Source organism: Streptomyces sp. NPDC037271 (genome assembly GCF_055603605.1).
In genome coordinates, this window is the sequence record NZ_JBVJVN010000018.1 from 1 (window position 1) to 24,496 (window position 24,496).

11 protein-coding genes are annotated in these 24,496 nt (G+C 71.4%); 1 reads left to right on the forward strand and 10 read right to left on the reverse strand.

Annotated features, from left to right (window positions below; translation table 11 throughout):
- Together ACZ7G3_RS25750 and ACZ7G3_RS25755 are read right to left on the reverse strand one after the other, a co-directional pair.
- The coding region (locus tag ACZ7G3_RS25750) for a non-ribosomal peptide synthetase (RefSeq protein WP_470928411.1) at positions 1-13,796 on the reverse strand (13,796 nt) is incomplete at its 3' end.
- A gap of 110 nt (positions 13,797-13,906) precedes the next feature.
- A complete protein-coding gene (locus ACZ7G3_RS25755) occupies positions 13,907-15,139 on the reverse strand; it encodes a cytochrome P450 (RefSeq protein ID WP_426601543.1) in 1,233 nt (410 codons plus the stop codon).
- 181 nt (positions 15,140-15,320) lie between these two features.
- Here ACZ7G3_RS25755 and ACZ7G3_RS25760 point away from each other — a divergent pair, with 181 nt between their 5' ends.
- Positions 15,321-16,211: a TIGR03621 family F420-dependent LLM class oxidoreductase gene (locus ACZ7G3_RS25760; RefSeq protein ID WP_426556431.1), complete on the forward strand. Its 891-nt coding sequence runs from the start codon at positions 15,321-15,323 to the stop codon at positions 16,209-16,211.
- 53 nt (positions 16,212-16,264) lie between these two features.
- Here the strand turns inward: ACZ7G3_RS25760 and ACZ7G3_RS25765 are convergent, their stop codons facing one another.
- From ACZ7G3_RS25765 to ACZ7G3_RS25800, 8 genes are all read right to left on the reverse strand, one after another.
- Positions 16,265-16,639: a hypothetical protein gene (locus ACZ7G3_RS25765; RefSeq protein ID WP_426601545.1), complete on the reverse strand. Its 375-nt coding sequence runs from the start codon at positions 16,637-16,639 to the stop codon at positions 16,265-16,267.
- Positions 16,640-16,831: 192 nt separating this feature from the next.
- On the reverse strand, positions 16,832-17,953 hold the full coding sequence (locus ACZ7G3_RS25770) for a tryptophan dimethylallyltransferase family protein (protein ID WP_426601546.1): 1,122 nt from the start codon (positions 17,951-17,953) through the stop codon (positions 16,832-16,834).
- Between the two features lie 21 nt (positions 17,954-17,974).
- Positions 17,975-19,159, reverse strand: a complete 1,185-nt coding sequence (locus ACZ7G3_RS25775; RefSeq protein ID WP_470928412.1) for a cytochrome P450 — start codon at positions 19,157-19,159, stop codon at positions 17,975-17,977.
- Positions 19,137-20,378, reverse strand: a complete 1,242-nt coding sequence (locus ACZ7G3_RS25780) for a nitric oxide synthase oxygenase (protein WP_470928413.1) — start codon at positions 20,376-20,378, stop codon at positions 19,137-19,139. Before ACZ7G3_RS25780 ends, ACZ7G3_RS25775 begins: the two co-directional genes overlap by 23 nt.
- A 339-nt stretch (positions 20,379-20,717) precedes the next feature.
- On the reverse strand, positions 20,718-21,806 hold the full coding sequence (locus ACZ7G3_RS25785) for a cytochrome P450 (protein WP_470928414.1): 1,089 nt from the start codon (positions 21,804-21,806) through the stop codon (positions 20,718-20,720).
- A 258-nt stretch (positions 21,807-22,064) separates the two neighbouring features.
- Positions 22,065-22,898, reverse strand: coding sequence for an ABC transporter permease (locus ACZ7G3_RS25790; protein ID WP_426601550.1), 834 nt, complete (start codon positions 22,896-22,898; stop codon positions 22,065-22,067).
- Positions 22,895-23,911 carry an ATP-binding cassette domain-containing protein gene (locus tag ACZ7G3_RS25795; protein WP_470928415.1) on the reverse strand — a complete coding sequence of 339 codons (1,017 nt, stop codon included), beginning with the start codon at positions 23,909-23,911 and terminating at the stop codon, positions 22,895-22,897. The genes ACZ7G3_RS25790 and ACZ7G3_RS25795 overlap by 4 nt, the downstream gene beginning before the upstream one ends.
- The gene (locus tag ACZ7G3_RS25800; RefSeq protein ID WP_426601552.1) at positions 23,901-24,386 is read right to left on the reverse strand and encodes a DNA-binding protein; all 486 of its coding nucleotides are present in this window, start codon (positions 24,384-24,386) and stop codon (positions 23,901-23,903) included. Before ACZ7G3_RS25800 ends, ACZ7G3_RS25795 begins: the two co-directional genes overlap by 11 nt.
- Positions 24,387-24,496: the final 110 nt, after the last annotated feature.

Here is a 24,496-nt window from a genome sequence, read left to right on the forward strand (position 1 = left end):
CCGGGCCCTGCAACCGCCCCACTCAACACGCGCACCAACCGCGCCCCGAACAACTCCACCGTGCCCGCGTCATACAGGTCCGTCGCGTACTCGATGAACCCGGACATCCCCGCCGGGCGGCCGTTCTCGTCGAAGGCTTCCGACAGACTCACGGTCACGTCGAACTTCGCCGTACCCGTGCCCACCGACTCCGTCCGCACACCGAGCCCCGGCAGCTCGAACCGGCCCTCCTCATTGTTCTGCAGCACCAACGCCACCTGGAACAACGGATGCCGGCCACCCGAGCGCACCGGATTCAACCGCTCCACCACCAGCTCGAACGGCACATCCTGATGCGCGAACGCCTCCAGACACCCCTCACGCACCCGCCCCAACAACTCACCGAACGACGGATCACCCGACACATCCGTCCGCACCACCAACGTGTTGACGAAGAAGCCGATGAGGTCGTCCAGCCCCTCGTCCATCCGTCCCGCCACCGGCGAACCGACGACGATGTCCGATCCCGCACCCAGCCGCGACAGCAGGCTCGCGAGTCCGGCGTGCAGCACCATGAACAGGGTGACGTCAGCGGACCGCGCGAGGTCCCGCAGCCCGGCGTGCAGGTCGGCGCCGATCTCGAAGCCGATCACTTCGCCCTCGTACGACGCCGAAGCGGGACGCGGCCGGTCCCCCGGCACCGTCACCTCCTCCGGCGCGCCCTCCAACTGGCGGGCCCAGTAAGCGAACTGGCCGCCCACCACGCTCGACGGGTCGTCCACGTCCCCCAGTACCTCGTGCTGCCACACGGTGTAGTCCCCGTACTGCACCGGCAGCGCCGGCCATGCCGGGGCCTCGCCGCCCGAGCGGGCCGCGTACGCCGCCACCAGGTCCCGTGCCAGCGGGCCCGCCGACCACCCGTCCCCCGCGATGTGATGGAGCACCAGCACCAGGACCGCGTCGTCGCTCCCGGTGATGTCGAGCAGGTGGGCGTGGACGGGGACGTCGCGGTCGAGGCGGAAGCCGTGCCGGATGGTCGCGGCGATACGAGGGGTGACGGCCGGCTCCGTGACCGGCTCGACGGTGAGGGGCACCCGGGCCTCGTCCTCCGGCAGCACGCACTGGTACGGCCTGCCCTCCCTCTCGGGAAAGACCGTGCGCAGGGACTCGTGGCGCGCCACGACGTCGTTGATGGCGGCCTCCAGCGCGTCGTGGTCGACGTCGCCGGTGAGGCGGAGGGCGAAGGGCATGTTGTAGGTCGCCGAGGGGCCTTCGAGTTTGTGCAGGAACCACAGCCGCTGCTGGGCGTACGACAACGGCAGCGACTCCGGACGCGGACGTGCCTCCAGCGCCGGACGCACCTGTCCCGAATCCAGATGGCGTACCAGCCTCGCGACGGTCGGCGCCTCGAACAGCACCCTCAGCGGCAGTTCGACACCCATGACACGACGGATCCTGCTCACCAGACGCGTCGCCAGCAGCGAGTGACCACCCAGGTCGAAGAAGCTGTCGTCCACCCCGACCGACGGCACCCCCAGGATGTCCCCGAACAGGCCGCACAGGATCTCCTCCTGCGGTGTGCGGGGCGCTGTCGCGGTGTTCCCGGCGTATTGCGGTGTGGGGAGTGCTGCCCGGTCGATCTTTCCGTTCGGTGTCAGCGGCAGCGCGTCCAGCAGAATGACCGTGGACGGCACGAGGTAGCCCGGCAGTACGCCCTGAAGGTCCGCGCGCAGTGACGCGGGGGTCACCTCGGCGTCCGGCACGGGTACGGGGACCGCGTATGCCGCGAGCCGCAACTCGCCCCCGTGCACGAACGGTGCCACGACCGCCTGGCCCACCGCGGGCAGCCGCCGCAGGGCCTCCTCCACCTCGCCCGGCTCCACCCGGAACCCGCGGATCTTCACCTGGTCGTCCACCCGGCCCAGGTACTCGAGTTGACCGTCCGTGTTCCAGCGGACGACGTCGCCGGTGCGGTACATCCGGCCGCCCGGCGCGTCGAACGGGCACGCCACGAACCGCTCCGCCGTCAGACCCGGCCGGCGGACGTATCCGCGCGCGAGGCCGGGGCCCGCCAGGTACAGCTCGCCGGGTACGCCCGGTGGCACGGGGGCCAGGCCGCCGTCCAGGACGAACACGCGGGCACCGACGACCGGTGTGCCGATGGGGGCGTTCGCCCCGGTGAGCGGCGGGCTGGTGGTGGCGTAGACGGTGGCCTCGGTCGGGCCGTAGGCATTGATCATCAGGCGTCCTGCGGACCAGCGTGCGGCCAGGGCGGGCGGGCAGGCCTCGCCCGCGACCACCAGGGACCTCAGGTCGGGCAGGGCGGACTCGGCGGAGGCCGGGAGGGTGGCCAGGACGGACGGCGGGATGAAGAGGTGGCTGGCCCGGTGGGTGGCGAGCGCGGCGGCGAGCTCGTCGCCGACCAGGTGCTCGGTGCCGGTCTGTAGGAGCGCGGCGCCGACGGTGAAGCCCGTCAGGAGTTCCATCACGGACACGTCGAAGTTGGACGAGGTGAACTGAAGGGTGCGGCTGCCCTCGCCGAGGCCGAAGCGCTCGGCGGTGGCGGTCAGGCCGGCGAAGCCCGCGTGGGTGACGGTCACGCCCTTCGGGGTGCCGGTGGAGCCCGAGGTGTAGATGACGTACGCGGCGTTGGACGGGCACAGGGGTGCCGTGCGGTCACTGTCCCGGGGCGCCCGCGTCGGCTGCCGGTCCCACGCGGCGGCGGTAGCGGGGTCGTCGGTGAGGGAGAGCGGCACCCGCACGTCCACGGGCCGGGTGGCCAGCACCAGTGCGGGCCGGGCGTCGGAGATCAGGTACGCGATCCGCTCGGCGGGATGTCCGGGGTCGATCGGCAGGTAGGCCGCTCCGGCCTTGAGGACGCCGAGGACGACGGCGATCTGGTTTCGGGAGCGGTCGACGGCGACGCCGACCGGTGACTCGGGGCCCGCGCCCCGGGTGATGAGCCAGTGGGCGATCTGGTTGGCGCGCGCGTCGAGCTCGGCGTACGAGACCGTGCCGTCGGCGTCGATCAGCGCGGGTGCGTGCGGGGTGGCGCGCACCTGCCTCTCGAAGAGTTCGGGGAGGGTCGCCTCCGGCTCGGTGCGGGGCGATGTGCTCCACGTGTCCAGGGTGCGCCGTTCGTCGGGGTCGAGGATGTCCAGTGCGCCGACGCGGCGGTGCGGGTCCTCGGCGGCGGCGGCCAGCAGGCGGGTCCAGCGGGCCGCGAATGCGTCCACGGTGGCGGCGTCGTAGAGGTCGGTGGCGTATTCGATCATGCCGGTCAGCCCGGCGGGCCCGCCGTCCTCGTCGAAGCCTTCGACCAGGTTGAGGGTGAGGTCGAACTGTGAGCCGCCGGGGGCCGGGGCGAGGAGCTGGGTGTGCAGGCCGGGCAGGTCGAAGCGCAGGTCCGCGTTGTTCTGGAGGGCCAGCATGACCTGGATGAGGGGGTGGTGGGCGGTGGAGCGCTGCGGGTTGAGCTTCTCCACCAGGTACTCGAAGGGGATGTCCTGGTGGGTGTAGGCGGCCAGGCTGGTCTCCCTGACCTGCGCCAGCAGATCGGCGAACGCGGGGTCGCCGGAGGTGTCGGTGCGCAGGATCAGGGTGTTGACGAAGAAGCCGACCAGCTCGTCCAGGTTCTCGTCGGTGCGTCCGGCGATGGGCGAGCCGACCGCGATGTCCGTGCCGGCGCCCAGCCGTGAGAGCAGGGCCGCGAGGCCGGTGTGCAGGACCATGAACAGGGTGGCGTCCGCCGAGCGGGCCAACTCCCGCAGCGCGGCGTGTGTGGGGGCGTCGAGCGTGAATCGGACCTCGGCGCCGCGCTTGGACGCGACGGGGGGCCGCGGCCGGTCCGTGGGGAGGCTCACGACCTCGGGCAGGCCCGCCAAGTGCTCGGCCCAATAGGCCGCCTGGCCGGCGAAGAGGGCGTCGGGGTCGGTGTCGTCACCGAGCAGTTCCTGTTGCCAGAGGCTGTAGTCGGCGTACTGCACCGGCAGTGCGGACCACCTCGGCCGCCCACCCTCGCGGCGGGCGGTGTAGGCGCTCTTGAGGTCGTCGGCGAGCGGGCCGAGCGACCAGCCGTCGCCGGCGATGTGATGGATGGTCAGCACGAGGATGTGGGCGTCCGGGCCGGTGCTGAGCAGCCTGGGCCGGACGGGGACCTCGCGGTCGAGTTCGAAGCGGTGGCGGACGCACTCCTCCACCCGTGCGTCGAGCCCGTCTCCGGGGACCGGCTCCGGCGTCAGTCGCAGGCGCACGTCCGCGGCGTCCAGTACCCGCTGGTGGGGCTGTCCGTCGGTGTCGGGGAAGATCGTGCGCAGCGGCTCGTGCCGCGCGATGACATCGTTGAGCGCGGCCTCCAGAGCGCCGATGTCCAGCTTCCCGGTGAGCCTGAGGACGAGCGGCATGTTGTACGTCGCCGACGCGCCCTCGAACTTGTACAGGAACCACAGCCTGCGCTGCGCGAACGACAACGGCAGCACCTCCGGCCGCTCCCGCCGCTCCAGCACCGGACGCGAACCCGCGTCAGACAACCGACCCGCGAGCCCCGCCACCGTCGGCGCGTCGAACAACGCCCGCAACGGCAACTCCACCCCCAGCACCGCACGCACCCGACTCACCAACCGGGTCGCCAACAACGAATGACCACCCAGACCGAAGAAGTCGTCGTCCACGCCCACCACCGGAACACCCAGGACGTCCGCGAAGAGGGTGGCGAGGATCTGTTCCTGGGGTGTGCGGGCCGCCCGCCTGGAGGTGCTCGTGAAGTCGGGGGCGGGCAGCGCGGCCCGGTCGAGCTTGCCGCTCGGCGTGCGCGGCACGGCGTCGAGCACGACGAAGGCCGAGGGCACCATGTAGTCGGGCAGCCGGTGGCGCGCCGCGTCCCGTACCGCCGGCACCGACAGTTCGCGCCCCTCCTCCGGCACGAGATAGGCGACGAGCCGGCTCACGCCGTCCTGCTGTTCGTGGGCGGTCACGGCGGCCTGGGCGACGTCCGGGCGGCCGCGCAGCACGGCCTCGATCTCGCCGGGTTCGATCCGGAAGCCGCGGATCTTCACCTGGTCGTCGGCACGGCCGAGGTATTCCAGCCGGCCGTCGGCGTTCCAGCGAGCGAGGTCGCCCGTGCGGTACATCCGCGCGCCGGGGCCGGTGAAGGGGCAGGCGACGAACCGTTCGGCCGTCAGGCCGGGGCGGCCGACATAGCCACGCGCCAGGCCCGCCCCCGACACGTACAGCTCTCCCCACACACCCGCCGGGGCCAGTTCGAGCCGCTCGTCGAGCACCAGCCCGGCCAGTCCGGGCAGGGGCCGCCCGATCGGCACCACTCCGGTCTCCCGGCCGGCCGGCAGCGGGCTCATCGCGGCGCCCACGGTGGACTCGGTGGGCCCGTACGCGTTGATCATCCGGCGTCCCGGGGCCCACCGCGCGGCCACGTCGGGCGGGCATGCCTCGCCCGCGACAGCCAGCGTGGTCAGTCCGGTGAGCCGGTCCGGCCCATGGGTGTCCTCCAGGGTGACCAGGACGGACGGTGGGAGGGTCGCGTTGGTGATCCGCTCGCGGTGGAGCAGCTCGGCGAGCTCCCCTCCGGCGATGCCGGTCTCCTCGGGCACCACCAGGGTCGCCGCGGCGCTGAAGGTGGTCACCATCTCGGAGACCATGGCGTCGAAGCTGGACGGTGAGAACTGGAGCACCCTGTCGCCGGGGCGCAGCGCGAAGGCGGCCCGCTTGGCCGCCGCGAGCCCGGCGATCCCGGCGTGGGTGACCTCGACGCCCTTGGGGCGGCCGGTGGAACCGGACGTGTAGATCACGTACGCGGTGTACGCCGGGTCGACGGTGTTGCCGAGGCCCGTGTCGGGCCAGTCCGTGAGGTCCTGTCGGACCCACTCGTCGTCGAGCACCACCGCCGGTTCCGCGTCGCCGAGCATGTACGCCCGCCGGTCCGCCGGGTAGTCCGGGTCCACGGGCACGTAGGCCGCGCCGGTCTTCAGCACGCCCAGCAGGGCGGCGAGGAGGCCGGGTCCGCGTCGCATCAGCAGCGCCGCCCGCCGGCCCGGACCGAGGCCGCGGTCGGCCAGCAGCCGCGCGATCCGGTTCGACCATGCGTCCAGTTCGGCGTACGTCAGTTCCTCGCCGCCGCGTACGACGGCCGGGGACGTCGGGGCGCGCCGCACGGCCTCGGCGAACAGGCCGGGCAGGGTGAGCGGTTCGGGCCGGGCCGAGCCGTGCGCGCCCGACCAGCCGAGCAGTTGCCGGCGTTCTTCCGGGGCGAGCAGGTCGAGGGTGTCGATCGGCAGGTCCGCGGCGGCCGCGGCGGTGTTCAGGAGCCGTACGTACCGGGCCCCGAACGCCGCGACGGTGTCGGGGTCGTAGATGTCGGTGGCGTACTCGACGAAGCCGGTGATGCCCGCCGGACCGCCGTTCTCGTCGAAGGTCTCGCCGATGTTCAGCAGCAGGTCGAACTGCGAGCTGCCCTGCCCGGGGTTCTCCAGCCGTGCCTGGAGTCCGGGCAGGTCGAAGCGCACCTCCGCGGTGTTCTGGAGGGTGAGCATGACCTGGACGAGCGGGTGGTGGGCGGTGGAGCGCTGCGGGTTGAGCTTCTCCACCAGGTACTCGAAGGGAATGTCCTGGTGGGTGTAGGCGGCCAGGCTGGTCTCCCTGACCTGCGCCAGCAGATCGGCGAAGGACGGCCGCCCCGAGGTGTCGGTCCGCATGACGAGGGTGTTGACGAAGAAGCCCACCAGGTCGTCGAGGCCCTCGTCGGTGCGGCCGGCGATGGGCGAGCCCACCGCGATGTCCGTGCCGGCACCGAGCCGCGACATCAACCCGGCGAGGCCCGCGTGGAGCACCATGAACAGCGTCGCCCCGTGGGCCCGCGCCAGCTCCCGCAGGATGGCATGGGTCGAGGCGTCGATCTCGAACGGCAGCATCTCACTGTTGTGCGACGCCTCGGACGGCCGCGGCCGGTCGGTGGGCGGGCACACGACGTCGGGCAGGCCGCGCAGGTGGTCGGTCCAGTACGCGGCCTGGCGGCGCAGCAGACTGTCGGGGTCGGTGTCCTCGCCGAGCAGTTCGTGCTGCCAGAGGCCGTAGTCGGCGTACTGCACCGGCATCGCGGACCATTGCGGCGACCGGCCGTCACGCCGGGCCGCGTAGGCGGTCACCAGGTCCTCGGCCAGGGGTGCCATCGACCAGCCGTCACCGGCGATGTGATGCAACGCCAGCATCAGCATGGCCTCGCCGGGCTCCGTCGTCAGCAGCATCGCGCGCAACGGCATTTCCCGGTCCAGCTCGAATCCGTGCCGTGCCATGTCGTGCACCAGCCGATCCCGCCGCTCCACCGACCGCGCGTCCTCCACGGTGAGGGTGAGGTGGGCTTCGGTGGGGGTGAGGATGTGCTGGTGGGGCTCACCGTCGAGGTCGGGGAAGACGGTCCGCAACGGCTCGTGCCGCGCGATCACGTCGTTGAGGGCCGCTTCCATGGCGGGCACGTCCAGCTCACCGGTGAGACGCAGCACGAGCGGGATGTTGTACGTCGCCGAAGCACCCTCGAACTTGTACAGGAACCACATGCGGCGCTGCGCGAACGACAACGGCAGGCGCTGCGGCCGCTCACGCCGTTCCAGCACCGGACGCGACCCGGTCGCCGACAGATGCCGCACGACACCGGCCACCGTCGGCCGGTCGAACAACGCGCGCAAGGCCAGATCCACACCCAGCACGGCCCGGATCCGGTTCACCAGCCGCGTCGCCAGCAGCGAATGCCCACCCAGCTCGAAGAAGTCGTCCTCCACCCCGACCGCCGGCAGACCCAACACCTCGGCGAACAGAGCACACACGATCTCTTCCTGCGGCGTCCGTGCCGCCCGCGACGCGGTGAAGGCGTACTCAGGAGCGGGCAACGCGCCCCGGTCCACCTTCCCGCTCACCGTCAACGGCAGAGCCTCCAGCACCACGAACGCAGCCGGCACCAGATGCGACGGAAGCCGCTCCGCCAGACCACGACGCAGCGCGGACACCAGCTCACCCGCCACCCGCGTCCGCACCGGATCACTCGCCAACCCCGCAAGCGACCCCACACCCACCGGAACGAAAACGTCCGACACCACACCCGTACCTCCGGGAACGAACACCACATCCATGGTGTCCGCGCCGTCGGAACCGACGGTGACCACGGCGTCCCAGCCCCGTGCCCGAGCCCAGAGGCACACCTCTTCCGGATCCAGCCCGCTCTCCCCGTCCAGAAGCTCACGGACACGCTCGATGGGCTCGTCGGCGGCCATCGCGCGGGCCGCCGCGACCTCCCCGGTCAGCCGGGCATTCGGCACCCCGGACACTCGAACCGGCAACGAGACGTCACCCAGTGCCTCCCATGTCTCGATGTCCCGGCCCCAGGTGAGGACCGGCACACCGGCCAGCGGGAGCGGGTGGGCAGGGGTTTTGTGCAGGACCACGTCGTAGCGGTGCCGCGTCAGCTCGTTGTGGGCCGCGCCCCGCTTCCACCGCACATCCACGCCCACCGCTTCCGGCCGCCCGGCCGCCCAGGCGGCGAAGAAACCGGGATCCAGCAGCAACTCCTTCTCCGTCACCACGGCCTGTTCCACCGCCGCACGCAACCGGGCCGTGTCCCCGACACCCGGCTGACGAGCCTGCACCGCCGTCTGGAACGCCCGCAACAGACCCCGGTGCCGCACGTCTCCGACGATCAGCCGGCCACCCTCGGCCAGCAGCCCGAACGCCTGGTCCAGCACCCGCTCCAGATACTCCCAACCCGGGAAGTACTGCACCACGGAGTTGATGACAACCGTGTCGAACTCCCCGACAGGAAGCCCGGAAACATCATCGGCGGCCTGACAGCGCACCACCACGTGATCCCAGCCCAGCCCCGCCACCTGACCACGCAACCGCTCCACCACCGACGACGAGAAGTCCGTCGCCCAGTACGACTCCACCCCCGCCGCCACATGCCCCATCAACAAACCGGAACCGACACCGATCTCCAACACCCGGCGGGGTCCGAAGCTACGGATGCGTTCCACGACCGCATGGCGCCATTCCCGCATCTCCGGCAACGGGATCGGCTCACCCGAGTACGAGCTGTTCCACCCCTCGAACCCCTCCCCCAACGCATCCGACTCGGCCTCGCCGTACACCGAGTCATAGATCTCACGCCACTCCTCCACCTGCTCGCCGGTCGCACCGTCCGCCCCTGCCGACGAAGGAACGACATAGGCGACGAGGCGGGTGTCGTCGTGGTGCGGGCGGGCGACGACCACGGCCCGGGAGACACCCGGCTCGGCCTCCAACGCCGCCTGAACCTCGCCCGGCTCGATACGGAAACCACGGATCTTCACCTGGTCATCGGCACGACCCAGGTACTGGAGCTGGCCGTCGGCGTTCCAGCGCACCAGGTCACCCGTGCGGTACATCCGCTCGCCGGGGCCACCGAAAGGACTGGCCACGAAACGGTCGGCGGTCAGACCCGGGCGACCCGCATACCCGCGCGCCAACCCCGCACCCGAGACATACAACTCGCCCGGCACACCCGCCGGGACAAGCCCGAGGCGCTCGTCCAGCACGAACAGACCCGCACCCGGCACCGCACGCCCGATCGGGACGCCCCCACCGGCGGTCAACGGATCACTGATTGCCGCGGCCACGGTGATCTCCGTCGGACCATAGGCATTGACCAGCCGGCGACCGGGTGCCCAGCGGGATACCAGCTCCGGCGGACACGCCTCCGCGCCCACCGCCAGAGCCACCAGACCCTCCAGCCGCTCCCACGCCCCTTCCGGCAGCGTCGCCACCACCGACGGCGGCAAGAACGCATGCGTCACCCGTCCGACGGACAGCGCCGCTTCCAGTTCCTCGCCCGCCAGACCGGACCCGGCCTCCGGGATGACCAGCGCAGACCCGGAACCCCACGCCAGAACCAACTCCAGCACGGACGCGTCGAAACTCAACGACGCCGTACGCAACACACGGCCACCGGCACCGATACCCATCCGACCCACCAGGCCCGCCGCGAACCCCGCCACACCCGCGTGGGTGACCTCCACACCCTTCGGACGCCCCGTCGAACCCGAGGTGTAAATGACATACACCGGGTGCGAGAGCAGCAACGGCACCACCCGCTCGGCATCGGTGATCTCCTCACCCGACAGACCTTCGGTGCCGACCTCGTCCAGCAGTACGACATCCACCGGCAGGTTCTCCGGCAGACTGGCCGCTGCCGCCTGCGTGGTCAGCACCAGTCCGGGCCGCGCGTCCTCCAGCAACCAGCCGATCCGCGCGCCCGGGTACTCCACGTCCACCGGCACATACGCCGCCCCGGCCGACACCACACCCAGCACCGAAACAAGCTGCTCCACACCCGCAGGGACGGCGACCGCCACCACATCCCCGGGACCCACCCCACGGTCGATCAACCACCGGGCCAGCCGGTTCGCACGCTCGGCCAACTCGCCATAGGACCAGGCCTCTTCACCGCACACCACGGCCACCGCGTCCGGACACTCCCGCACCCGCCCGGCAAACAACCCCGGCAACGTCACCGGTACCGGCGTGCCGCCCGTCGCCGACCACCCCAGCAACCGCTCCCGCTCACCACCACCCAGCACATCAAGCTCACCCACCCGCGAGCCGGGCCCGGCGACCGCCCCGCTCAGCACCCGCACCAACCGCGCCCCGAACAGCTCCGCGGTGTCCTGGTCGTACAGGTCCGTCGCGTACTCGATGAACCCGACCATCCCCGCCGGCCGGCCGTCCTCGTCGAAGGTTTCCGACAGGCTCACCGTCACGTCGAACTTCGCCGTGCCCGTCCCCACCGACTCCGAACGCACGCCGAGCCCCGGCAACTCGAAGAGAGCCTCCTCGTTGTTCTGCAGCACCAACGCCACCTGGAACAACGGATGCCGGCCACCCGAACGCGCCGGGTTCAGCCGCTCCACCACCAGCTCGAACGGCACATCCTGATGCGCGAACGCCTCCAGGCACCCCTCACGCACCCGCCCCAACAACTCACCGAACGACGGATCACCCGAGACATCCGTCCGCACCACCAACGTATTGACGAACAGGCCGACCAGGTCGTCCAGCCCCTCGTCCATCCGTCCCGCGACCGGCGAACCGACGACGATGTCCGATCCCGCACCCAGCCGCGACAGCAACGCCGCCAGCGCGGCCTGCAACACCATGAACGGTGTCACGTCCGCCGACCGGGCCAGGCCTCGCAGCCCGGCATGCAGGTCGGCGCCGATCTCCAGGGACACCAGTCCGCCCTCGTACGACGCCGAAGCGGGACGCGGCCGGTCCCCCGGCACCGTCACCTCCTCCGGAGCATCCTCCAACTGGCCTGCCCAGTAAGACAGCTGGCTGACCACCTCGCTGTCGGGGTCGTCCACGTCCCCCAGCACCTCGTGCTGCCACACGGTGTAGTCCCCGTACTGCACCGGCAGCGCCGGCCATGCCGGGGCCTCGCCGCCCGAGCGGGCCGCGTACGCCGCCACCAGGTCCCGTGCCAGCGGGCCCGCCGACCACCCGTCCCCCGCGATGTGATGGAGCACGAGAAGCAGGACGGCGGCGTTCGGGTCGTCCTCGGTCCGGAAGAGCCACACCTGGGCCGGGATGTCGGCGGCGAGGTCGAAGGGGTGACGGGCCGCGGCGCGGATCTCCGCTTCGAGGCGGTCCTGGTCGACGGTGGCGGTGCGCAGCGTCAGGTGTGCCCGGTCCGCGGGCAGGACGCGCTGGACGGGCCGGTCGGTGGTTTCGGAGAAGACGGTGCGCAGCGGTTCGTGCCGTACGACCAGATCGTTGATGGCGGCCTCCAGCGCGTCGTGGTCGACGTCGCCGGTGAGGCGGAGGGCGAGCGGCATGTTGTAGGTCGCCGAGGGGCCTTCGAGTTTGTGCAGGAACCACAGCCGCTGCTGGGCGTACGACAACGGCAGCGACTCCGGACGCGGACGCGCCTCCAGCGCCGGACGCACCTGTCCCGAATCCAGATGACGTACCAGCCTCGCGACGGTCGGCGCCTCGAACAGCACCCTCAGCGGCAGTTCGACACCCATGACACGACGGATCCTGCTCACCAGACGCGTCGCCAGCAGCGAGTGACCACCCAGGTCGAAGAAGCTGTCGTCCACCCCGACCGACGGCACCCCCAGAATGTCCCCGAACAGGCCGCACAGCACGGCTTCGGTCTCGGTGCGGGGTGCGCGGGACACGCCGGTGCCGTCGTACTCGGGGGCGGGGAGCGCGGTGCGGTCGATCTTTCCGTTCGGTGTCAGCGGCAGCGTGTCCAGCATGACGGCGGCGGACGGCACGAGGTGGTCGGGGAGCACCTCCTGGAGGTCGGCGCGCAGTGACGCGGGGGTCACCTCGGCGCCGGGGGCGGGGACGGCGTAGGCGACGAGCCGCGTATCGCCCGTGGTGTGCGTGAGGGGCAGCACGACGGCCTGTGCCACCGCGGGGTGCCGCCGCAGCGCTTCCTCCGCCTCGCCCGGTTCCACCCGGAACCCGCGGATCTTCACCTGGTCGTCCACCCGGTGCAGGAACTCGAGTTGACCGTCCGTGTTCCAGCGGACGACGTCGCCGGTGCGGTACATCCGGCCGCCCGGCGCGTCGAACGGGCACGCCACGAACCGCTCCGCCGTGAGGCCCGGCAGCTCCACGTATCCGCGTGCGAGGCCGGGGCCGGTCACGTACAGCTCCCCTGCCGTGCCGGCGGGCACCGGGGCCAGCACGTCGTCCAGGACGAACGCCCGGACCTCCGCCACCGGTGTCCCGATCGGGACCTGTGCGGGGCCGTCGTCGAGGGCGGTGAGCGGTTCGGTCAGGGTGGTGGCGACCGAGCACTCGGTGGTGCCGTAGCCGTTGACCAGCTCGTGGTCGGCGGACCACCGGCGCACGAGGTCGGGCGGGCAGCTCTCGCCGCCGATGTGCACCCGGCGCAGGTCGGGCAGCGTGGACTCGGTGCCGACGGGGAGGGTGGCGAGCACCGGGACCGGCAGGGTGACGTGGGTGATCTGTTCGTCGGCCAGCACGTCGGCGAGTTCCTCGCCGAGCAGACGGCTGTGTTCGGGGACGACGAGGGTGCCGCTTTGGGCGAAGGTGGTGAGCAGCTCCCAGATCGCCACGTCGAAGGTGGGGGGCGCCAGTTGGAGCACGCGGGAGCCGGTGTCGGTGGTCTGGTGCCGGGCGGCCGTGGCGACGAGGGCGGCGAAGCCCGTGTGCGGGACGCCGACCGGTTTCGGGGTGCCGGTGGAGCCCGAGGTGTGGATGACGTAGGCGAGGTCCGTCGGGAGCAGTGGCCGGGTCCGGTCGCCGTCGTGGGGCGTGGTGGCGGGACAGGCGGCGAGCGCGGCGCCGGTGGCGGGGGCGTCGAGCAGGAGCGGCCGGGCGTCACCGGGCGGCAGGCGGCGGGCGAGGTCGGCGTGGAGCAGGACGGCTTCGGGTCCGCTGTCCCGCAGGAGGCGGGCGAGGCGTTCGGTGGGCTGCTCAGGGTCCAGCGGGAGGTAGGCGGCGCCGGCCTTCGTGACGCCGAGGAGAGCGGCGATGTGTTCGGCGCCGCGCGGCAGGGCGACGGCGACCCGGTCGTCGGGTCCCAGGCCCTGGCCGATGAGCCACCAGGCGATGCGGTTGGCGCGCGCGTCGAGTTCGGCGTACGTCCAGGTGGTCGTGCCCGCGCTGACGGCCAGGGCCCGCGGGGTCAGCGCCGCGCGGGCCCCGAAGATGTCCGGCAGCGTGGTGGGGCCGGGTGCCGCCCCCTGGTGCCCGCTTCCGTCCGTGGACCGTCCGCTCGTGTTCGGCTCGTCAACGTATCGCATGATGAATTCTTCTGCCCCTGGGGTCCGAGTGGTGCGCGACGCGGCGGAGTTGTGGTGGCTGTGGATGTGGCGGCGGGCGGGGATGTGGGAGGCGTCGGCGGCGGTGGCCGTCAGCCTCGCGCGACGGCGACGGGGAAGGACCTGAGACCGGCGATGCTCGGGTTCCGGTAGTACTGGAGGGGGCCGTCGGTCCTCTCCAGGACGGGGAACCGCCGCAGCAGCGCCGTCAGCGCGATCCGGATCTCGGTGCGGGCCAGTGGCGCGCCCAGGCAGTAGTGGACGCCTTGTCCGAAGCCGACGTGCTGGTTGTGCTGCCGGTGGATGTCGAAGCGCTCGGGGTCCTCGAACTGCCGCTCGTCGTGGTTGGCCGACAGTGCGGAGAGCGACACGAACTGCCCGGCGGGGATGGCGACTCCGCCGAGTTCGGTGTCACGTGTGGTCAGTCGCAGGCTGTTCGGCACCGCGGGGCGGTAGCGGACCGACTCCTCGACGGCGGCCGGTATCAGGCCCGCGTCCTGTCGTACGGCGGTCAGCGCGTCGGGGTGGCGCAGCAGCTCGAAGACGAGGCTGGCGAGTGAGCAGGCGGTGGTGACGTGCCCGCCGATGAGCAGCAGTTTGCCGATGTTGACCACCTCCTCCTCGGTGAGCCGTTCGCCGTCCACCTCGGCCTGCGCGAGCCTGCTGAAGAGGTCGTCCTCGGGGGCTCCGCGCCGTAGCCGGTAGTGCTCGCGCAGGTAGGCGAGCAGTTCGGCACCCGCCGCGTCGATCGCCTTGACGAGTTCCTCGCCGGCCAGGTCGCCCGCCTCGAAGGAGAGCAGCCGGTCCGCCCAGCCCCGCAGCAACTCCCGGTCCTCGAAGGGGAGACCGATCAGTTCGGCGATCACCATGACCGGCAGGGGGTCGGCCAGATCGCGGGCCACGTCGATCTCGGGGTTGCCGTCCACGGCGTCCAGCAGGCGTTCCACGGTGGCCTCGATCTCCGGGGCGAGGCCGGCGACCGTCCGTTGGTTGAACGCCTTGCCGATCAGTGCTCGCAGCAGCCGGTGCCTCGGCGGGTCCATCTCGGTGAGTCGGCCCTGGCCCCAGGCGTCTCCCTTGCCCCACTCGGCCGGGTAGGCCCGCCACAGTTCGGAGGAGTACGTGGCGTGGTCCAGGCTGGCGGTGACGACGTCGGCGTACCGGAGCACCATCCAGGCGCCGGTCGCGGGGTCCTGGTGGACGGGATGCTCGTCCCGCATGGCGCGGAACCAGTCCTGGAGCGCTTTTCCGTCGTCCTCGGAATAGGGCGGGGCAGGTGTCGCATTCCCCACGGTGGTTTCGGCGTTTGCTTGCTCTGGGCGCACGAAAGACTCCTTCTCCCGGCACGATGAAGGAAACAAGGCAAGTGACATTCGTCCCGAGACTCGATCACGGGCCTCACCGGTGTCAAGATTGCAGAATTTGAACAGCTGCCGCCGGAATACCGGTCGTGGACGTAAAAGCGCGTTCGTTTTCGGATTCCAGCTCCGCTGCTAACGTCGCCCCATGACTCTTCCCGAGAATCGTCCGTTCCGTTTCGGCGTCAATCTCGTCACGCCCGCGCCGCGGCGTGAATGGGCAGAAAAGTCCCGCAAGGTCGAGGACCTGGGATTCGATGTGCTGGGCGTGCCGGACCACCTGGGCGCGCCCGCCCCGTTCCCCGCCCTGGTGGCGGCGGCCGAGGCCACCGAGCGGATCCGGGTGACCACCTTCGTCCTCAACGCCGCGTTCCACAACCCGGTGCTGCTGGCCCGGGAGGCGGCCACGGCCGACCTGCTGACCGACGGCCGCCTGGAGGTGGGGCTGGCGGCCGGCTCCATCCGGCAGGGTACCGGTTCCGACGGGGTGCCCTTCCCGTCCGCCGGTGAGCGCGTCAGCCAACTGGAACGCACGGTCAAGGAGTTGCGCGGGCTGATGGTGAACCCCGATCACACACCGCGGCCGGTGCGGCCCGGCGGCCCGCCGCTGCTGGTGGCCGGTAACGGCGACCGGGTGCTGCGGCTGGCCGCCGAGCACGCCGACATCATCGGCTTCACCGGGATCTTCGCGGGGCGCGGGGAGTTCCCACAGCTGGCGAGCCCGGAAGAGCTGGGCGAGCGGGTGGCCCTGGTCCGCGAGCAGTTGGGCGCCCGGGTCGCGGAGGTGGAACTGAACCTGCTGGTGCAGCAGGTGATCGTCACGGACGATCCGCGGGGCACCGCCGAGGAGTGGGCGCGGCATCCGCTGGCCCACTTCACCCCCGAGCAGCTGCTCGCGACGCCGGCCTGGCTGATCGGGTCGCAGCGGGAGATCGCCGATCGGCTGACGGAGTACCGGGAGCGGTTCGGCCTCAGCTACATCGTGGTCCTGGAACCGTGGTTGGAGGCGTTCGCACCGGTCGTGGAGATGCTGAAGTGACGGTTCGGTCCAGGTGCCGGGCGGGCGGTCTCACCCGCCCGCCCGGCCGTGCTTCACCGCCCGTCCGGCTCCGTACCGTCCGGCTCCGTGCCGTCGCCGCCCGCCGCGAGCGCGTCCGCGGCGCGGCTGATCTTCTCCAGGGCCTCGTCGCGGAGCTCGAGGCCGTGCCGGTAGTAGGCGCCCTGGCTCTCCGGGTGCTCGTGGAGGACGTCGCGGACGGCGAGGAGACCGGCCGGCCGGACCGGTTCGAGACATGGCAGAGGGCCGCCGACGGTGCCGTTCAGCAGGTCGACGGTACGCCAGCCGAAGAAGTAGAAGGCGTCGGTGTACACCGACGCCCAGTCCCATCGCCGAAGGAAATCCTGACGTTCGTCGGCGGCGGTCTGCCGTTCGTCCGCCGATGTCCACGACGGATCCAGAACCGTCACGATGGATTCCATCAGCATGTCAAGCTGCCCGAAACGGGTATGGATTTCCGCCAGCACCCCCGACGGAACACGCCAGGGGCTGCCCGGCCTGTCCACCATTCCCGAATACCGCTTCCACGCGTCGACCACAGGCTCATACACGAGGCCCGATTATGGCACGCTGTCAGCGACGGGCGGCAGTCCTTTCGACGGTCATTCCCGCCCGTCGAGGGCGTACCGCGCCGTCGGGTCCGTGTGCCGCAGTTCGGGCGAGAAGTACGCCTTGAGCCGGGGGCGGCCGGGACCCGGCCGCCAGGCCACGTAATTGTGGATGCCCCGGCCCGCGGCGGGCGGGCGGGACGCCACCTCGCGCAGCGCCCGTTCGTAGAGGCCGGAGGACCGGTCGCAGGCGGCCAGCGCCGCCTTCATCCGGCGGCGCACCGCCTCGTCGTCCGGGGCGTAGGTCCACATGGGGAGGTAGACGGTCGCCCCGCCGACCGTGGCGGGGCGCGCCCCGGTGAACGACAGGCACGTGACCGGGGGCTGGGCGGAGAGGTCGGCGGCCGCCTCGGGCAGCATCGTCTCGCAGAACCGCCGCACGGGGGCGGCCGCGAAGCCCGGGTACGGCGCCATGAGTTCGGCCAGGCCGTCGGCATCGGTGGCGTAGTGCCGGAAGTACAGCTTGACCCGCGCCGCGGGGTCCGCGGAGAGGTCGAGCGAGAACATCACCGGCCGGTCAAGACGCTCGCCCCGCGCCATGTGCGCGGTCACCGCGGGCCAGGCCGCGCCGAGCCCGACGGCGGCAAGACCCCGTTCGCACAGCTCCGCGGCCCGCTCGGGCCCGCCGACGGCCGGGTAGAACCAGACCTTGAACTGGGCGTCCCCCTGCCGTCGCACCTCTGCGCCGAACATCGCGACGTGCTCGGTGGCCGGCTTCTCGGGCAGATACAGGTCGGCGACCTGCGCCCACCGCCGCTCGTCCGTTCCGTACCGGCGGACCAGGCCGGCCATCGTGGCGCGGGCGGAGACGACCCGGTCCACCGGGCAGTCCCCGGGGCGCAGGGCCTCCACCGCGAACTGCAGCGCGGGGTCGTCGTCGAGGCCGATCGCGAACTCCATCGGCGACCCGTCGGACGACACGTCGGACTCGGCCAGTTGCGCGGCCGTGGCCGCGCCCCAGGAGCCCGTCATCGCGCCGAAGGCCTCCACGCACACGCCGCTTCGGTCACCCAGGCCGAGGCCGGACGCCAGTCGGGCCAGGCGTGCCTCGCCCGCGGCCCTGGCCGAGGGGGCCGGCCGGGTGTCCGCCCCGCTGCTCCCGCTCACCATCTCCATCGCCGCCGATACTCCTTCGGGTCAGCCGAGTGCGAGCGGTAGCCGGGAGAGGCCGCGCAGCGTGCCGTTCGGCCGCACCACCGGTTCGCCCGCCGCGTGGACACCGGGGTGCCGCAGCAGGGCCCCGAGCGTCACATGCGCCTCGATCCGGGCGAGGTTGAGGCCGAGACAGGAGTGCGCGCCTCGGCCGAAGCCCAGGTGGTTGTTGGGCTTGCGGTCCAGCCTCAGCGTGTCCGGGTCGGGGAACTGCGCGGGGTCCCGGTTGGCCGCGCCGATCAGCGCGGTCACCACCTGGCCGCTCTTGACGGTGACCCCGCCCAGCTCGGTGTCCTCGGTGCAGGCGCGGGCCAGTGCCTGCACCGGACCGACGTACCGGATCAGTTCCTCGACGGCGGTGTCGAGGCCCACGTCACCGCGCACCAGGGACTCCCACGCGCCGGGCGTGGCCAGCAGGGCCGCCAGGGCGTTGCCGAGGAAGCGGCTGGGCACCTCGAACCCCGCGTGGAAGAAGGCGCGTACGGAATTGACCAGTACGTCGTCGGCCTCGACGCCGGAACCGGGCAGGCGGCGCACCACCTCGGACAGGACACCGTGCGGGCCGGGGTCGGCGAGCCAGGTGCGGACCAGGTCGTTGAAGTGGGCGCGGGCGCGCAGTCCGGGTTCCTCCGCGTCGGGGTCGAGCTGCGCGTCCATGCTGTGGTCGAGGTCGTCGTTGAAGCGGGCGAACGCCTCGTCGGTCTCGGGCGGTTCGACGCCGATGAACCGGGTGATGGCCCGCAGGGTGAACACGTCCGCGTAGTCGTGGATGAAGTCGAAGGACGGCCGGCCTGCCAGCTCGTCGAGCAGCTGGTCGGCGAACGCGCCGAGTTCCTCGCGCAGCGCGTCGAGGTCCTGTGCGCGGACCGCGTCGAGCGCGAGGTGGCGCAGCGGGGTCTGGTCGGGCGGGTCGAGGGTCTGCAGGCTGAGCAGGGTCGGCGGGGTCGGGATGCCGATCTTCCGGAAGTCGGTGCTGAACCGGGCGGAGTCGCGCAGGATCGCCGTGCAGTCGGCGTGCCGGGTCATCAGCCAGGAGTCGATGCCCGCGTGCCAGTAGACCGGCTGGGCTTCGCGCAGCCGCCGGTAGACCGGGTAGGGGTCGGCGAGCACCGCGGGGTCGAGGGGGCTGAACAGGGGGTCGGTGGCCTCAGGGGCGGACGATACGGTCACGGCTGTCTCCGGTGTCGGCGCCGACGCTGACGGGCGGCTGTGGGTCCGGTCCGTGGGCCTCGCCGGCGGTCGTCGGAGCGTGTCCGGTGACCGGGCAGCGGCCGGGGGCCGGTGCTTGCAGGAACGCGGGCGACGACTCGTGGTCGTCGTAGTAGCGGTGGAAGACGGGGGTCACTCCGCCCGAGAGCGGGGGCACGATCCAGGACCAGTCGGCGGGCACGCTGCGGCCGGCCTTCTCCTCGCGGCGCAGGTGGCGCAGGAACCGCTCCGACTCGGTGTGGTGGTCGGTGATGGTGATGCCGTCCCGCTCGAACGACCAGAGCACCGCCACGTTCAGCTCGACCAGCGCCCGGTCCTTCCACAGGGTCCTGTCACTGGTGCGGTCCAGGCCCAGCCGGTCGGCGATCTCGGGCAGCAGGTCGTAGCGCTGGGTGTCGACGAGGTTGCGGGCGCCGATCTCCGTGCCCATGTACCAGCCGTTGAAGGGGGCGGCGCCGTACCGTACGCCGCCGATCTCCAGCACCATGTCGGAGATGACGGGCAGCGCGTGCCAGCGCAGATCGAGGTCGGCGAACCAGTCGTGGTCGGGGTGGCGCAGCGGGACCTCCCGCACGGCGTCGGGCGGGAGGTCGAAGAGCCGGGCCGCCTTGCCCGGCTCCTCGACGAGCAGCGGCAGGACGTCGAAGCGGGTACCCGGGCCGCCGGGCCAGCCGAGGGCGCGGACGCGGTCGGTGAGGTCGGCGGACGCGGGGTCGCCGGCGACGCGGCCGCCGGGGCCGCGGTAGCCGGCGTAGCGGATGAGCTGGGGGTTGTGGATGCGCGGTCCCGTGCCGTCGGGTCCGTCGGCCGCGAAGACGCTGATCGTGGGGCGGATCCGGCCGCCGTTGAAGGCCAGCCGCAGGTGTGCGACGCACTCGCGGTGGATGTCCTCGGCCGTCCGCAGGTGTCGCAGGTCGCGTACGACGAGGCCGGGCCAGTACAGGCGGCCGATGCAGCGCCTGCTGTTGCGCCAGGCGATCTTGGCGCCGAAGGCCAGTTCGCCGGCGGTGTGCACGTAGGTGCCGCTCTGGCGGATCTCGCGGCGGATCTCGGCCATGCGGTCGGCCGGCGGGCGGTCGACGGCGTTCTCCGAGCTGTACAGCCGGATGAACTCATCGGCGCGTGCGATCAAGCCCGGCATGTCGAGATCTGCTGTGTCGGTGTCTGCGGGCCTTGCCATGCGCAACCCCCGTCAACGGAGCCGTAGCCCGGCAGGTCTGACCATGCCGGGCTACGGCCGTACGTTCTCATCTCTGCTTTCAGTGCAGGTAACGCATATCGGTTCACCTCCCCGCATGGTCCGCTTTTCCACGGCACCTCCCCGCACTCTCGAATATCTCGGGAGTGCTGCAATCAATTGCTTTTCGGGAGGCGGGAAATTCGGGCAGTCGTCAATCTATGGTTCGGCCCGACTGCCGTCAACAAAGCACTTGAACACCCGGGCAATGCGTCATGGGCCAAATGCTTCGTCGAGTGATTTCGCAAGCCGATTTCCGCGGAGGACTCGGAGGCGGAGGGCTCAGAGGGTGACCGGGAGCGCGGTGAGGTGCCAGCTGCCGGGGTTGGGCAGCCGCGGCACCTCCTCGGGCGGGACGGCGAGCGCGAGGTCGGGGAAGCGGCTCAGCAGGGCCTCGAGCGCCACCTCCGCCTCGACGGCGGCCAGGGAGGCGCCGATGCAGTAGTGCGCGCCGTGGCCGAAGCCGAACTGGACCGCGGCGCCGGCGGGCCGGGTGATGTCGAGCGTGTCGGGGTCGTCGAAGACGCGGGGGTCGCGGTTGGCGGAGGCGATCACCGCCACCACGGAGTCCCCGGCGCGCAGCTGCGCGCCGCACAGCTCGAAGTCCTCCAGGACGTAGCGGATGGCGGTCAGCAGCAGCGGGGGCCGCCACCGCATCAGCTCCTCCACGGCCCGGGGCATCAGGGACGGGTCGGCGCGCAGGGCGGCGAGCTGTTCCGGATGTGAGAGGAGGGCCACCACGGAGTTGGCGATGAAGTTCGCGAGATTGTCCTGACCTGCGAAGACGGTATGCCACACCATGGTGACCAGCTCGGTGTCGCTGATCCGGTCCGCGTCCTCGGCCTGGGCCCGCAGAAGGTCGGAGACCAGGTCGTCGCCGGGCTCTTCACGTCGTAGTCCGATGACCCGTTTGGCGCCCTCGATGGCATCGCGCAGGGCCTCGTCGTACGTCTGGCCTCCGGAGCTGATCCGGGCGACGTAGGCGCGCCACAGGGACCGGTCCGCCTCGGGGATGCCCATGACGTCGCCGACCACGAAGGTGGGCAGCGGCTGGGCGAAGTGTTTCAGGAGGTCGACGGTGCCCTCTTCGGCGAGGCCGGGCAGGGTGTCGAGCAGCCGGTCGGCGCTCTGCCGGATCATGTCGCGGCGGGCGGCGGCACGACGGGCGGTGAAGGCCCGTACGGCGAGCTTGCGCAGCCGGCCGTGGTCGACTCCGTCCATGTGCGACATGGTCAGCATGTAGGGACGTACGTCGTCCGGGATCCGCTGGTTCCAGCTGTCGGCGGTCATGGCGAGGCGCGGGTCGCTCAGCATGGCCTTGGCGTCGCTGTGGCGGGTGACCGCCCATATCGATCCGAATCCCGGCGCCATGAGGCGCACTATGGGGGTCTGTTCCCTTGCCCTCCCATAGGCGGAAATCGGATCGCTGAGTACCTCGGGGTCGACCATCGCGATCTCGGGGACGTCGACCCGGGAATTCTCACTGTTGAGCACGGCGCTCCCCCAATAAAATTCGGACGATTTCCGGTGCGGTGGGGACGATGCTATCCACGGTCTCCACCGGCGGCAAACGTTCAAAAATTACGAGGGGAACGCCGTTTTGACGGGCCGAATCGAAGCCCGCTCCCTTTATTCGCTCTTGTTGTAGCGCAGCAGGCTGAGCGGTACGAACACGATCAGCAGCACCGCGCAGGAGATGAGGGCGGGAGTGAGGTCGGCCGTGCCGTCACCGTTCATGAGGGAGCGGCTCGCGGTGACCACGTACCCGATGGGGTTGATGTCGACGAACGCCTCCAGCCAGCCGGGCATGGTGGTCGGCTCGGCGAAGATGTTGCTGGCGAAGGTCAGGAGCGACAGCAACAGCATGCCGAGCGCGGAGACAGCCTGCGGGGTGCGCAGCACCAGGCCGAGGAACGTCCAGATCCATGAGACGCAGAAGCCGAAGAGGACGGCGAGGAGCACGCCGCCGATGACGCCGAGCAGTCCGCCGTCGGGCCGGAAGCCCAGTGCGAGCCCGACGGCGACCACGACGGCCGACGAGATCAGATAGCGCACCACGTCGCCGATCAGGGCGCCGGTCAGCGGGGACGGCCGCCAGATCGGCATCGACTTGAAGCGGTCGAAGATGCCCTGTTGGAGGTCGCTGGTGAGGGCCACACCGGTCTGTGTGGAGATGAACAGCACGCCCTGCACGAGGATGCCGGGCAGCAGGAACTGGAGGTACTCGCGGCTGCTGCCGGAGATCGCGCCGCCGAAGAGGTAGGTGAAGATCAGCGTGAACATCACCGGGGTGATGGTCGCGTTGAACAGCTGTCCCGGTGAGCGCTTGATCTTCACCAGCGCCCGCCAGCCCATCGTGAGCGACGTGGACAGCGCCCCGGGGCGCTGCTGGGGGCGGGTGTCCTCGCCTAGGACCCGCAGCAGCCTCTCCTCCGCCTCGATCGGGCGCGCGGCGGTCGTCATCGGCTCTCCTCGTTCGTGGCGGGCTTGCGGCCGGACTTGCGGCCCGGCTTGCGGGCGGCGGGCACCTGCACCTCGGAGGTGGGGGGCCGCCCGGTCAGCGCGAGGAACACCTCGTCGAGGCTCGGGCGGTCCATGGCGAAGTCGTCGACCTCGACGGTGCGGGTGAGTTCGCCCAGGGCGCGCGCCACGCTTCGGGGATCGGTGCCCCGCGCGGTGAGCTGGGCCGGGCCGGTGGTCTCGGCGGGGACACCCAGGGCGCCGACGAGGATGCGGCTCGCCTCCGGCAGATCGTCGGGGTCCGTCAGTTCGACGCGCAGTGAGCCGCGGCCCACCGAGGACTTCAGCTCGCCGGGAGTGCCCTCGGCGACCAGCTTGCCGTGGTCGATGACCGCGACGCGCTGCGCGAGCTGGTCGGCCTCTTCCAGGTACTGGGTGGTGAGCAGGACGGTCGTGCCTCGCTCGACGGTCGCCCGGATGATGGCCCAGACCTCGTTGCGGCTGCGGGGGTCGAGTCCCGTGGTCGGCTCGTCGAGGAACATCAGCTGAGGCCGGACGATGAGCCCGGCGGCCACGTCCAGCCGGCGGCGCATTCCGCCGGAGTAGCCGCGGGCCGGGCGGTCGGCGGCTTCGACCAGGTCGAATGCCTCCAGCAGGTCGCGTGCGCGCTCCCGGGCGGCCGTGGAGCGGTATCCGTGCAGCCGGGCGAGCAGCAGCAGGTTCTCCATGCCCGTGAGGTCGTTGTCGACGCTGGCGAACTGGCCGGTGAGGCTGACTCGTTCCCGTACGCGGTTCGCTTCGCGGACGACGTCGTGACCGAAGACCCGGGCGCTGCCCGCGTCGGGCGCGAGCAGTGTCGCCAGGATGCGCAGGGTCGTGGTCTTGCCCGCGCCGTTGGGTCCGAGGACTCCGTAGACGGCGCCGGCCGGGACGGACAGGTCGAGGCCGTCGACGGCCTTGGTGGTCCCGAAGGACTTCACCATGCCGACGGTCTCGACCGCGAGTTCAGTGCTCACATTCACCCTTGGGGTCGCTTGCGGCTGGGGTCTGGGGCCGTGACGGTGGGGTCGGGCCCGGGCTCTGGGTGCCGCGTCCGGCCCGCTTCTGCGCCGCCTGGGGGGACCGGAGGCCGAGGCCGTAGGCGATGTCCTGCCAGGTCAGGCCGATGTCCCTGGCGACGAACAGCAGGCTCGCCTCCAGTACGTCCAAGTCGGCGCGGGCGCGCGGGAGCAACGTCAGGGCCGCCATGATGTCGGTCCTGTCCACCTCGGGCGCGTCGGCGGAACGCCCGCCGCCGGCGGCCCGGGAGGCGATGAGATGGACGGCCTCCTGAGCGGTGAGACGGGCCGGCGGGTCGGTCGGCCCCGGCCGCTCGGCGTCGGCCAGGCGCTCGACCACGTGCCGCAGCGCCACATGCTCCCGGCGGGCACGGGCATGGTCGGGATCTTCGGCACGGTCCAGGGCGTTCTGCCCCTCCGCATGATCGGTCATGGAAGGAGCCTGGCAATTTCAACCAGCGGTTGTCAACCAGAAGTTGAAAACCGGCGGGTGAAGTCACCGGAACGGAGGACACGTACCGCATGGGGGCCGGACGGCTTCGT